This is a genomic window from Bacillus stercoris, from assembly GCF_029772985.1.
In the GTDB taxonomy this organism is placed as follows: Bacteria; Bacillota; Bacilli; order Bacillales; family Bacillaceae; genus Bacillus; species Bacillus stercoris.
In genome coordinates this window covers 1,556,779-1,569,515 of record NZ_CP121861.1, presented here as the reverse complement: position 1 = coordinate 1,569,515, position 12,737 = coordinate 1,556,779, and the positions used below count along the sequence as shown (strand labels likewise).

Genomic DNA, 12,737 nt, shown 5'->3' with positions numbered 1-12,737 from the left:
TACGCTTAGTATAAACAAATCATTTTATTTTTATTTAAAAATCAGAAAGGACTTTACGATATTAAACAAGAATGCTTTTTTAATGATCATCTGAAAGGAGGACACAATGAGCAAGAAAAACTTTGTCCTTATTGTATGTATTATTTTCACCGGAGCGCTTTTCCCGACATTTTCATCCGTTACAGCCGCTCAAGGAGAAGCAGTCATCGCAACAGATGAAATGAATGTCAGAAGCGGCCCGGGGCTTAGCTACGGCATTACAGCGGAAGTAAAAAAGGGAGAACACTATCCGATTTTAAAGGAAGATGGAGACTGGGTGCAGATCCAGCTTGGTTCCGGAGAAAAGGGCTGGGTAGTCTCCTGGCTAATTACAAAGGAAGACCAAGCCAGCACAAGCTCCTCAGGAAGCAGTGACACTGTGACATCAACCGACCCCGATCTGCGGATGAGAAGCGGTCCGGGCACTTCATACGAAGTTATCGGCAAATTCCCGCAAGGCAGCCAAGCATCTGTCATTGATAAAGATTCGGGCTGGATCAAGATATCCTATCAAAGTGCCACCGGATGGGTATCATCTGAGTATGTCACGTCAGGAGGCAGCAGTTCAGCATCTAATGAGAGTGACCAAACCGAGGATTCCGGTGCGTCAACGACGGGCACAGTCGGTGTTTCTTCACTAAATGTAAGAGCCTCCGCCTCACATGACGCGGCAATTATAACAAAACTTGATCGCGGAACGAAACTGACAGTTCTCAACGAGAAAGATGGCTGGGCTCACATTGAGGTGAATGGGCTGAAAGGCTGGGTTGCAAGCCATTACCTTTTGACTAATTCTGATCCAGCTGAGAATTCAGCAAATGCAGGCAGTTCGTCCCCCGCTAAAAAAGCCTATATTATGTACGGAGGAACGAATTTAAGAAGCGATGCGTCAACATCAGCTTCGATCGTTGAGCGTGCTGCCAAAGGAGATTCATACACCATTACCGGTTCAAAAGGAAGCTGGTATGAAATCAAGCTTGATAACGGGCAGACTGCTTATGTAGCCAATTGGGTAGTCCAAACATCTAAAAGCGCAGAAGAAGCAGGTGAACCGCCAGTCTCTGATTCCCCGGCTGGAAACGGCTCTCTCAACAATAAAACGATTATTGTTGACCCGGGACACGGAGGAAAAGACAGCGGAACAATCGGGTATTCGGGGAAATTCGAGAAAAACCTGACGATCAAAACGGCAAAACTGCTCGCCAGCAAACTTAGATCGGCTGGGGCAGATGTGTATGTGACACGTCAGGATGATACCTTTGTCAGCCTGCAGTCACGGGTCTCCACGTCTCACTATCGCAACGCTGACGCCTTTATCAGCATTCACTATGACAGCTATGCGGATACCTCCACAAGAGGCAGTACTGCTTACTACTACAGCCCTGCCAAAGATCAGGAACTCGCATCAGATGTACACTCTGAAGTGGTAAAGCGGTCTTCCATTCCAGACCGCGGCGTATTATTCGGGGATTATTATGTACTCCGGGAAAACAGACAGCCCGCTATGCTGTATGAGCTGGGATATGTAAGCCATCCGCAGGAAGAAGCCATTGTACATAGCAATTCATACCAAGAAAAAGTAACAGATGGGATCGAAAGCGGATTAGAGAAATACTTCCAATAAAAAAAGCTGCCTCTTGGCAGCTTTTTTTATTTTGAATCCATTATAAGCGTGACCGGTCCGGAATTTGTAAGCTGAACATCCATCATGGCTCCAAACGTTCCGGTCTCTACTTTGATTCCTTTTTCACGAAGCAGGTCATTCCATTTTTCATAAAGACCTAAAGCTTTATCAGGTTTGGCCGCATTCATGTAGTTCGGCCGGCGCCCTTTTTTCGTATCTCCATAAAGCGTAAATTGTGAGACAGATAAAATTTCTCCTCCTATATCTAAAAGAGACAGATTCATTTTTCCTTCACTGTCATCGAAAATACGGAGATTGACAACTTTATCGGCTAAATAAGCTGCATCCTCTTCTGTGTCATCGTGAGTGATGCCGACCAGCACCATGAGGCCTTGTCCAATTTTGCCGACGACCTCTTCGTCCACTGTAACGCTTGCTTCTGTTACTCGCTGAACAACTAATCTCATTTTCTAACCCCTTTAGTTCATGACGCGGCGCACAGAGTAGATATCTCTAATCTGTTTAATACGCTCGACGACTTTGTGCAAGTGATTGATGTTCTGAATAAAAATCGCCATATGAATGGTTGCCACTTTATTGCGATCCGATTTGCCAGAGACAGATGAAATATTTGTTTTCGTTTCGTTCACTGCCTGAAGCACCTCGTTCAGCAATCCGCGACGGTCGTACCCAAGAATCTCTATCTCAACATTGTATTCCTTGCGCTTTTGAACCTGTGACTCATGTTCCCACTCTACCGGGATCAGCCGCTCTTGGGCTTCATTCGTTTTGACATTCGGACAGTCTTCGCGATGGACCGAAACCCCTCTGCCTTTTGTGATAAAGCCGACAATATCATCACCCGGCACAGGATTGCAGCATTTTGATAAACGGACAAGGAGGTTGTCGATGCCCTTGACGCGAACACCAGCTTCCCGTTTTCTTCCTTGAGGGTATGGCTTAGGTTCCCCAGTGACTTCCTGAACGATCTTTTCCTGTTCTTCCTGATCGCGCTGTTTTCTCTCTTTTTCTGTTAGGCGGTTTGCCACCTGGAGAGCTGTAATGCCGTTGTAGCCGACCGCTGCGTACATATCTTCTTCATTTGAGAAATTAAATTTGTCAGCAACCTTTTGAATATTCTCCGGTGTTAAGACATCCTTCAATTCAAAATCCAGGTTTTTTATTTCTTTTTCGACCAGTTCACGGCCTTTTTCGACATTTTCTTCACGTCGCTGTTTCTTAAAGAATTGACGGATCTTATGCTTCGCTTGGGATGTTTGGGCAAGCTTCACCCAATCCTGGCTCGGACCATAGGAATGCTTAGAAGTGAGAATTTCAACGATATCACCTGTCCGAAGCTTATGGTCAAGCGTAACCATTTTTCCGTTCACTTTGGCACCGATTGTTTTATTGCCGATTTCAGAGTGAATCCGGTAAGAAAAATCAATCGGAACAGAACCGGACGGAAGCTCGATTACATCTCCTTTTGGCGTAAAGACATACACCATGTCAGAAAACAAATCAATTTTGAGCGATTCCATAAATTCTTCTGCATCTGTCGATTCATTTTGAAATTCTAAAATTTCACGGAACCAAGAAAGCTTTTTCTCAAAGGTTGCGCCTTCATTGGCTGCTTTCCCTTCTTTATAAGCCCAGTGAGCCGCAACACCGTATTCAGCGATTTCATGCATTTCGAAGGTGCGGATCTGCACTTCCAGCGGATCGCCTTTAGGCCCGATAACCGTTGTATGAAGCGATTGATACATATTCGGCTTCGGCATTGCGATATAATCTTTGAATCTGCCGGGCATCGGTTTCCAGCATGTGTGAATGATGCCGAGCACCGCGTAGCAGTCCTTTATGCTATTCACAAGAATACGGACAGCCAGCAAATCGTAAATTTCATTGAATTGCTTATTTTGCAGCACCATTTTTCGATAAATGCTGTAAATATGTTTCGGACGTCCCGAGAAGTCAGCCTTGATATTCACTTCTTCGACACGTTTCTTCACTTCATTGACAACCTCATCGACATAGAGCTCACGTTCTGCGCGTTTCTTCTTCATGAGGTTGACAATTCTGTAATATTGCTGAGGATTCAAATAACGGAGCGCCGTATCTTCCAATTCCCATTTAATTTTTGAAATCCCGAGACGATGCGCCAAAGGAGCAAAAATTTCCAGTGTTTCATTGGAGATTCTTCGCTGTTTTTCTTGAGGCAGATGTTTCAATGTCCGCATATTGTGAAGACGATCCGCCAGCTTGATCAATATGACCCTGATATCTTGAGCCATAGCGACAAACATTTTGCGATGATTTTCCGCCTGCTGTTCCTCTTGAGATTTATATTTAATTTTGCCGAGTTTTGTTACGCCGTCTACAAGCATTGCCACTTCTTCGGAAAATGCTTCTTTCAGGTCATCGAGCGTCACATCTGTATCTTCCACGACATCGTGCAAAAATCCGCCCGCAATTGTGGAAGGGTCCATTTCAAGATCGACGAGAATCCCCGCAACCTGAATCGGATGAATAATATATGGCTCGCCCGATTTGCGGTATTGCTCGCGGTGAGCATCTTCAGCGTACAGATATGCTTTTTCGACAAATGCGATATGCTCATCAGATAGATAACTTCGCGCTTTATCAATAACTTGCTCGGCAGTCAATACTTGTTCGTTCGCCATGGAATCACCTTTTTTAAAATGTAAACTGTATTGTAGTTTATTATCAAGAAAAAAACGAAAGATGTAAAGAGCAGAAGTTCAAATAGCCAAATATTATATAAAATAAATGCAAAACAATAGGAAAAAAGCACCCTGACATGGAGTGCTTTTTTCGTTATGCGATTATCCTTAGTATTTCATTAATGTTAAGATGTCATAATCTTCCAACTTATCTCTGCCGTCAAGGTAAGAAAGCTCGATTAAGAAAGCGATACCAGCAACAACGCCGCCAAGTTCTTCAACAAGTTTGATTGTCGCTTCAATTGTGCCGCCTGTCGCAAGCAGGTCATCTGTAATAAGCACACGCTGACCAGGCTTAATCGCATCTTTGTGGATCGTTAATACGTCTTTTCCGTATTCCAAGCCATAATCCACTTTAATTACTTCACGAGGCAATTTGCCTTCTTTGCGGACCGGCGCAAAACCTACGCCAAGCGCGTAAGCAACGGGACAGCCGATAATAAAGCCGCGCGCTTCAGGGCCAACGACCAAATCGATTTGCTTTTCTTTCGCATATTCAACAATTTGATCTGTGGCATAGCGGTATACATCGCCTTTATCCATCAGTGTTGTAATATCTTTAAATTGCACGCCCTCTTTCGGGTAATCCGGTACAATTGTTACGTATTGTTTTAAATCCATCTGTTTTATGTCCTCCTCGTACTTTCATAAGCCTCTGAATCTTGTTTCATCAGCTTATTCAGCCATTCCTTCAGCTCTTCAGCAGAAGAATAATTCAGCTTTTGATCCAGTTCCATCAGCTGCTGTTTCGCCTGATATGTTTGTGAGTCTGTTAAGTCACGTTTCTTTGCTCCGCTCACAACAGACAGCACACCATTCTCTATTTTAACAAAACCGAGATCAAAAAACACCTTTGTCATGAAATTGATTGTTTCAACGGACCAGCCTTTATGTTTTGCAAGCTCTGAACCGTGTTTTTTCACATCAAAAGCGCCTCTTTTCAGCAAGAACGCATAATACCATTTAAAGTGGTCTCTTGCGGGAAAAGTCGATAAAAAGTGGTCCTCATGATTGAGAAAAATAAAATATATCCGCTCAGGCGCCTTTCCTTCCAGCAAACGTGCGAGCATGTCCAACGAAGGCGGCGGATCCAGCAATACAATATATGCACCATCGAGGTCAAACGCCTTTGCTTGATCTTCTGAGCTGATGACCTGCACTTCTTGACGAAGGCCTTCAGTTTGAAGAAGTGTTGTTGAGTCTTCTTTGAAAGAGACAATGGCCCGTTTAGCAGATGGAAGGGCGGAAACTGTATCTTCCCACGTCCGTTTTCCCCTTAAATCAAATAGCTGCCATTCAGAAACAGCGGCGTCCTTTATCATAAGCTGCGGTTTTTTCCGATTGTTCCATTCGTTGATTGACATCTCACCGACAATGGAAATTCTTGATCCCGGTACGATGCCTTCTTCGAGCTCACCTTTATTAAAACCGACGCAATCAAGCTGAGACGACTCATTTTTGATCGTCATTTTGACATGAGTTTTATTTGCCCCTATCTTGCGGACATCTTCCAGTACTACGTTTTCTACGAGAACGTGCGGTTTCGGGTTCAGCATGCCAAAAGGAGAAAGCATGTTCATTTCTGTGATGCTTTCAACTGTAATGTCCTCGACGCTGCAGACAAGGTCTACTTCCTGTACAGGAACAAAATCCTCCTCCGTAAGCGTATTGTCCGCTATTTCATTCAGCCTGCTTCGCAAATTCGGCACATCCTCGGCTTTGAGCGTCATCCCCGCTGCCATTGGATGGCCGCCGAAATGAGGAAGAATATCTCTGCATTCAGAAAGGCTCTCAAATAAATTAAACCCCCTGATGCTTCGGGCCGAACCTTTAGCGATCCCCTTTTCTTCATCAATGCCAAGCACAATAGCAGGGCGATAGAAACGGTCCACAAGCTTTGAGGCCACAATCCCGACGACTCCCGGGTTCCATCCGGCTTTTGCCACGACAATTGCAGTTTGATCGAGCCCTTGCCGTTCAACCATTTCAATCGCTTCATCCGTCATTTTGCTGACCATTTTTTGGCGCTCTTTGTTCAGCTGGTCAATTTCTGCGGCAAGCTCTTCCGCTTCAAACGAATCCTCTGACATGAGCAAATGAACAGCTGGGTCCGCCTGTTCGATTCTTCCGACGGCATTCAGCCTTGGAGCGAGCTGAAATCCGACAGTTTCTTCGTTCGCTTCTCCGATGTCTCCGCCTGACAGCTTAATCAGTTCTTTTAAGCCGAGCCGGTTTGTCCGCCGGAGCCTTTCAAGTCCTAGTGTTGCAATTAATCTGTTTTCGTCATGCAGCGGGACAAGGTCAGCAATGGTGCCGATTGCCGCCAGGTCAAGCAGTTCATCCGGAAGTTCACCCAATAAAGCATGGGCCAGCTTAAACGCGACTCCGACCCCTGCAAGCTCTTTAAACGGGTAAGTGCAGCCCGGCTGCTTCGGGTGGACGATCGCATGGACATCCGGAAGCTCCGGTCCCGGTTCATGATGATCTGTAATGATGACATCCAGTCCGAGTTCTTTTGCCACCTTCGCTTCATGCACAGCGGCAATTCCTGTATCAACCGTAATGATCAAAGAGAAGCCCCGTTCTTTAATCGAACGAAACGCCTGTTCATTAGGTCCATATCCTTCTTTAAAACGGTCAGGTATATAAAAATCAACTTGAGCCGATAGTTTTTGCAGCGTGTGAAGCATCACTGACGTACTGGTAACCCCATCGGCGTCATAATCGCCATATATCATAATCTGTTCTTGTTGTGAAATCGCCTGTTTTATTCGATCTGCCGCTTCTTTCATGCCTTTCATTTCAAAAGGATCATAAAAATCGGCATCCTTTGTATGTAAAAACAGCCTAGCGCTTTCTGCCGTATCAAAGCCTCTTTTTACAAGCAGGGACGCAACAAGAGGTGTTATATGCAATTGTTCTGTGAGTGATTTGACCTTATCCTGATCTGGTCGCTGGATTTCCCATCGCATTTTTGACGCTAACATAAATTCACCCCTCAACCACCCTATTATACTAGAGCAGGCTGAAGGGTTTCAAATAATATTCGAAAACTAGTCTTTTTTCTCAATCATGGCTGAAGCATCCTGTGTGTCGGTCTGATCAGCAAGCTGGGTATCCTCTTGTTTATGGATTGCAGTTCTATTTTCTTTCCGCAGCGTTTTGATTTCCCGCTTTAATTTCATCACCTGAAAAACGCCGACAGAAAATACAATGAGCGCTCCCATTAAAACCGAGCCTAAAATAACAAGAATAAGCGGCCATTCTGACCTGCCAAACAGGTAATCAACTTCTACGGATCGAACATTAATAACTGCAAAAATAGCGACAATTAAGGTGAAAATAAGTGCGAAAATAATGGTCCATTGTTTATTCATTCTCTTTCCCCCAAACTTCTTATTGAGGTAACTTTCCCTATCAAGACTGGTTTTAAACATGGCTTAATACTATGTTAAGCCATGTTTGCGGTCAATTTTTCCCGGATCAGCCTCTTCAGTCCGCTTCCCTCACCGGACATGACAAGTGTATCGCCTTCATCAATGACTGTTTCAGAGCTCGGATTTAGTTGTTTATCCTGATTCTTCTTAATCATTGCAATGACCGTCACATGATATTCCTGCCCCACATCCAAATCACCAATCGTCTGATGAATGGCAGGCGCTCCCGCTTCTGCTTTACACCACTCTATCATGAAATCATCAAGGGCTGACTCGACCTGTTCTATTGCTTTCGGTTTATATGCCATTCCGCCAAGAATTGCAGAAATCTGCCTTGCTTCAGCGTCATCAAGCTGCATGGAGGCAACACATTCTTCATGGTCGTTTTCGTCAAAATAGTAAAGCTCTCTCCGTCCGTCATGATGAATGATAATTGAAATTTTATCACGGTTTCTAGTAACCATTTCAACTTTTTGTCCTATGCCCGGCAGCTCTGATTCGCGAACCCTCATATATAAACCCTCCTACATATCTGAAAACCAGTCACAAACACGTTTAACACCATATATATGTTTAAATGTAAGCGTATGTCATTATAGCAAATGCCTGTTTTAAGTTCAATGAAACTTCAAAAAACAGGCTGTCCTGCAGAGGACAGCCTGATATGTTTTATTGAGCCGAGTCTTTTTTCAATTCTTTCCCTTTCCATGCAAGCCAAATTTGTGCGGCAATGTATAGAGAGGAATAAACGCCTGTTAACAGCCCGATCAATAAAGCAATTGAGAAGTTTGTAATAGAAGATGCTCCAAAGATCAGCAAAGTGATAACAACGATCACGACAGTTAATACAGTGTTAATAGATCGTGTAAAGGTTTGCTGCAGGCTCAGGTTTACAATATGGTTCAGGTCGGCAAATGTTTTCGGCTTGCGCTTTTTCATATGCTCGCGAATCCTGTCAAATGTAACAATTGTATCGTTAATCGAATACCCGATAATCGTCAGGACGGCCGCGATGAACGTAACATCAATCTCCAGCCTTGTAATACTGAAGAACGTGACGATAAAGAATGCGTCATAAAGCAGTGAAGCGATTGCGGCAATCGCCATTTTGTATTCGAATCGGATTGAAACGTAAATAATGATGCCAATAGAAGCTATTGCAACTGCGTACAGCGCATTTCTTGCCAGCTCTTTTCCGACTGTCGGTGAAACTGTGCTGACATTCGGCTCTGTTCCGTATTTGTCTTTAAAGTGCGTTTTTACTTTGGCAATCGTTTCTTTATCAGGCACTCCAACAAAACGGGCAACACCGATATTGCTCTTTTCACCCGACAGAACAACAGTATCAGGGTCCATACCCAGAGATTCAAAATCCTTCTCAACTTGCTCTGTCGTCAGCTTATGGTCACTTTGCACTTCAATCCGTGCGCCGCTTGCGAAGTCAATGCCAAGATTCAGCTTGAACACAAGCAGGATAATAATCCCGGCAATCGTGACCGCAGTGGAGAAAATAAAGAAATATTTGCGTTTGCTCGTGAAATCCCATTTTTGGAACGGCGTATGCGGCTCTGTATTTTCGTCCGTATCCTGAATATCCATAATATGCTTCTTATTAACGCCGAACCAGCCTTTTTTCCGGTCAAGCCATCTGCTTTCCACAAGGAGAGAAAGGAGAAATCTTGATAGGAAAACGGCAGTGATAAAGCTTGTCAAAATCGACAGAATCAGCATTGTTGCAAACCCTTTAACAGAGCTTGTTCCAAAGATAAAGAGCACAACCGCTGCAATAATGGTTGTAATATTCGCGTCAAAAATCGTCGCAAATGATCGTCTGTTTCCTGAACGGAAGGCAGAACGGACTGACTTGCCTAGCTTAAGCTCTTCTTTAATCCGCTCATAGGTGATGATGTTGGCGTCAACCGCCATCCCTACCCCTAAAATGAGGGCGGCAATCCCCGGAAGCGTAAGTACAGCATTCATCCAGTCAAAGACCTGGAGTGTAATGTAGATATAAACGGATAGCGTAATCACCGCGATAAATCCCGGCAGACGATAATAGAAAAGCATAAATAAGAAAATAATTGCGATACCGACAATACCGGCAAACACTGTATCATGGAGAGCCTGCTGTCCAAATTGTGCGCCTACTGATGTTGAATATTTTTCAGTCAGTTTTACAGGAAGCGCGCCGGCGTTTAAAATGTTTGCTAAATCTTTCGCTTTTTGAACGGTAAATTGTCCTTCAATCGTAACGTCTTTTGTGTTCAATTCCTTACTTACATTTGGAGCTGATACATATTTAGGATGCTCTTTTTGAACTTCTTTTTTAAAGGAGTCCCCTTTTTCGTAATCCAGCCAAATGACAAGCTGGTTGTTTGGCGCCATCTTCATGACCTTTTTGGTCACTTCACCAAATTTATCAGCATCTTTTAATTTAATACTAACAATAGGTTCGTTTGTTCTAGCATCATATGTTTGTTTAGCCCCATTTTCGACGAGGTCAGAGCCATTCAGCAATTCTTTGTCATTCGTATCTCTGAAAGAAAGCTGCGCTTCAGTTGCCAGAATTTCACGCGCTCTGTTTTGGTTTGTCACCCCAGCGAGCTGAACGCGAATCCGGTTATTTCCTTCAATTTGGATGTTCGGTTCGCTGACACCGAGAACATTGGCCCGGCGGTTCAACGCCTCTACTGTGCTGACCAGAACGTCTTTTGTGATTTTGTCACCTTTTTTTACAGGCTGTACATCATACAGCACCTCAAATCCGCCTTGCAAATCCAATCCTAACGTAATATTGTTCGCGGCAGGCTTCGTAAAGTAGCCCAAGCCCGTGCCGATCAATAAAACGAAAAGGAAAAACGCAATCAAGCGTCCTTTTTTCATTATGTATATCCTCCCTTAAACCTGTGCGAATCAATCTGCTATCTCAGCAGTTCTTCCAATGCTTCCTGTCCTTCTTCACTGCCCAGCCAATTAGACGTTTTGAATGACTCAACGGTTGCATAATTCATAAATTCGCCAATTTTCACTGATAAAATATCACTCGCCAGTTCATAAATGTTCAGTTCCATTTTCTTTTTCCACTTCTTATTTGTTAAGTATGACCACAAACTTTCAAGTTCAACATCATCATACCCGAGAATCTTAAACTCTTCCAGTTTGCTGTAAAGAAACGGCCTGACGTGGTCTTTATATAGATCGGCGGGATGCTTCTCCATGAATTCCACGCTCCTTTTTTATTGTTTTTCATGAAGACTTGTCATGCTTGGACGATATATACGCATATCTTTATTGTATATGATTCCAGGTAGTTTGAGAAGGCAGGGGGTAAAAATGGCGAAACAGACGTTTTTAAAGGGCACTCTTATTCTTATCGCAGCAGGAATGGTTACAAGAATGCTCGGGTTTGTCAACCGGGTGGTTATCGCCCGTTTTATCGGTGAAGAAGGGGTCGGGCTTTACATGATGGCGGCGCCTACCTTTTTCTTGGCCACTACATTAACTCAATTCGGTCTGCCGGTCGCGATCAGCAAGCTTGTCGCTGAAGCCAGTGCGCGCGGAGATCATCAAAAAACTAAAAACATTTTAGTCATGTCTCTGACCATCACGGGAGTACTCAGCCTCATTTTTACACCGCTGTTTCTGTTTTTCGCCCCGGTTATGGCTGAAACGATGCTGACAGATAAGCGAACACTGTACCCGCTTCTGGCCATTACGCCGGTTGTGCCGATTATTGCTATTTCGAGTGTGCTGAGGGGGTACTTTCAAGGAAAACAGAATATGAACCCGCTCGCTATGTCACAAGTCCTTGAACAGGTCGTCCGTATTTCACTCGTAGCTGTCTGCACGACGATTTTTCTCCCTTACGGAATTGAATATGCTGCAGCGGGGGCCATGCTATCCTCAGTGGCAGGTGAGCTGGCATCCCTTCTTTATTTATTCGTTTGCTTTAAGTATAAAAAAACAATTAAAATCAGAAAGCATTTTTTCCAGTCAATTAAAAACGGAAAACAAACCTTTACCCAATTAATGAGCGTGTCCCTTCCAACTACGGGGAGCCGCTTTATCGGAAACCTCTCTTGGTTTTTCGAGCCGATTGTCGTCGCTCAAAGCCTTGCCATTGCAGGTGTGGCGACAATTTCCGCAACAAAGCAATACGGTGAACTGACCGGCTTTGCCATGACCCTGCTGACTCTGCCCAGCTTTATTACATATTCTTTGTCGACCGCGCTTGTTCCTGCGATCAGTGAAGGAATGGAACAGAAAAAATTGCAGGTGGTGGAATACCGCTTGGAACAGGCGATGCGTCTCTGTCTGCTCAGCGGAGGCATTTCAGTTGTTATTTTATTTGTATTTGCGGATGAGCTGATGAGAGTGATGTACGGTTCCTCAAGCGCAGCTGTATTTATAAAAGTGATGGCCCCGTTTTTTCTGCTTTATTATTTCCAAGGCCCGCTTCAAGCTGTGCTGCAGGCGCTTAATTTGGCAGGAGCTGCGATGATGAACAGCTTAATCGGAGCGCTTGTCAAAACAGGTCTTATTTTTGTCCTAGCCACAAGGCCGTCTCTTGGCATTATGGGGGCGGCATTGGCCATTGTTACAGGCATGGTGCTCGTCACGCTATTGCATGCAGCAACCGTAAGCAAAGTGCTGCCGATCAGCATTAAAATTAAGGAGTACGCACTCAGCTTCGCTGTTATTGTGATTAGCGGATTCATCAGCTCCGCCATCAAACAATATATTCGTTTTGGAGCATCCGAGGCTGTGAATCTCGCCGGATGGATTGCGGTGAGCGCCGCTATTTACATTGCCCTCCTGCTCGTTTTCCGTTTAATTAAAAAAGATGAGCTTCGCCGCATTCCTATTATCGGACGTTTGATCATCCGATAATGG

Annotated in this window: 10 protein-coding genes; 2 read left to right on the top strand and 8 right to left on the bottom strand. The window is 44.3% G+C overall.

Translation table 11 applies throughout. The features are described from left to right. Positions 1–106: 106 nt before the first annotated feature. Positions 107–1,663 carry an N-acetylmuramoyl-L-alanine amidase family protein gene (locus tag QA442_RS08095; RefSeq protein ID WP_095432349.1) on the top strand — a complete coding sequence of 519 codons (1,557 nt, stop codon included), beginning with the start codon at positions 107–109 and terminating at the stop codon, positions 1,661–1,663. A gap of 26 nt (positions 1,664–1,689) precedes the next feature. On the opposite strand, the gene dtd is transcribed toward QA442_RS08095, so the two are convergent. The 8 genes from dtd to comN form a co-directional block, all read right to left on the bottom strand. Then, on the bottom strand, positions 1,690–2,130 hold the full coding sequence (gene dtd / locus QA442_RS08090; RefSeq protein WP_071581519.1) for a D-aminoacyl-tRNA deacylase: 441 nt from the start codon (positions 2,128–2,130) through the stop codon (positions 1,690–1,692). 12 nt (positions 2,131–2,142) lie between these two features. Then, positions 2,143–4,347 (bottom strand): GTP diphosphokinase, encoded by a 2,205-nt coding sequence (gene relA, locus QA442_RS08085; protein ID WP_003229747.1) that lies wholly within the window; start codon positions 4,345–4,347, stop codon positions 2,143–2,145. A gap of 168 nt (positions 4,348–4,515) precedes the next feature. Continuing rightward, positions 4,516–5,028: an adenine phosphoribosyltransferase gene (locus QA442_RS08080; RefSeq protein ID WP_014477521.1), complete on the bottom strand. Its 513-nt coding sequence runs from the start codon at positions 5,026–5,028 to the stop codon at positions 4,516–4,518. 5 nt (positions 5,029–5,033) lie between these two features. Then, positions 5,034–7,394 carry a single-stranded-DNA-specific exonuclease RecJ gene (recJ, locus tag QA442_RS08075; RefSeq protein ID WP_095432350.1) on the bottom strand — a complete coding sequence of 787 codons (2,361 nt, stop codon included), beginning with the start codon at positions 7,392–7,394 and terminating at the stop codon, positions 5,034–5,036. A 66-nt stretch (positions 7,395–7,460) separates the two neighbouring features. Then, entirely contained in the window at positions 7,461–7,784 is a 324-nt protein-coding gene (locus QA442_RS08070; RefSeq protein ID WP_095432351.1) for a LapA family protein, read from the bottom strand. Between the two features lie 74 nt (positions 7,785–7,858). After that, the gene (locus QA442_RS08065) at positions 7,859–8,356 is read right to left on the bottom strand and encodes a cation:proton antiporter regulatory subunit (RefSeq protein ID WP_095432352.1); all 498 of its coding nucleotides are present in this window, start codon (positions 8,354–8,356) and stop codon (positions 7,859–7,861) included. Positions 8,357–8,513: 157 nt separating this feature from the next. Continuing rightward, positions 8,514–10,727 (bottom strand): protein translocase subunit SecDF, encoded by a 2,214-nt coding sequence (gene secDF, locus QA442_RS08060; RefSeq protein WP_095432353.1) that lies wholly within the window; start codon positions 10,725–10,727, stop codon positions 8,514–8,516. A gap of 38 nt (positions 10,728–10,765) precedes the next feature. Next, positions 10,766–11,062 carry a post-transcriptional regulator ComN gene (comN, locus tag QA442_RS08055; RefSeq protein WP_014664815.1) on the bottom strand — a complete coding sequence of 99 codons (297 nt, stop codon included), beginning with the start codon at positions 11,060–11,062 and terminating at the stop codon, positions 10,766–10,768. Positions 11,063–11,177: 115 nt separating this feature from the next. Here comN and spoVB point away from each other — a divergent pair, with 115 nt between their 5' ends. Beyond that, positions 11,178–12,734 (top strand): stage V sporulation protein B, encoded by a 1,557-nt coding sequence (spoVB, locus tag QA442_RS08050; RefSeq protein WP_040082292.1) that lies wholly within the window; start codon positions 11,178–11,180, stop codon positions 12,732–12,734. Positions 12,735–12,737 lie beyond the last annotated feature (3 nt).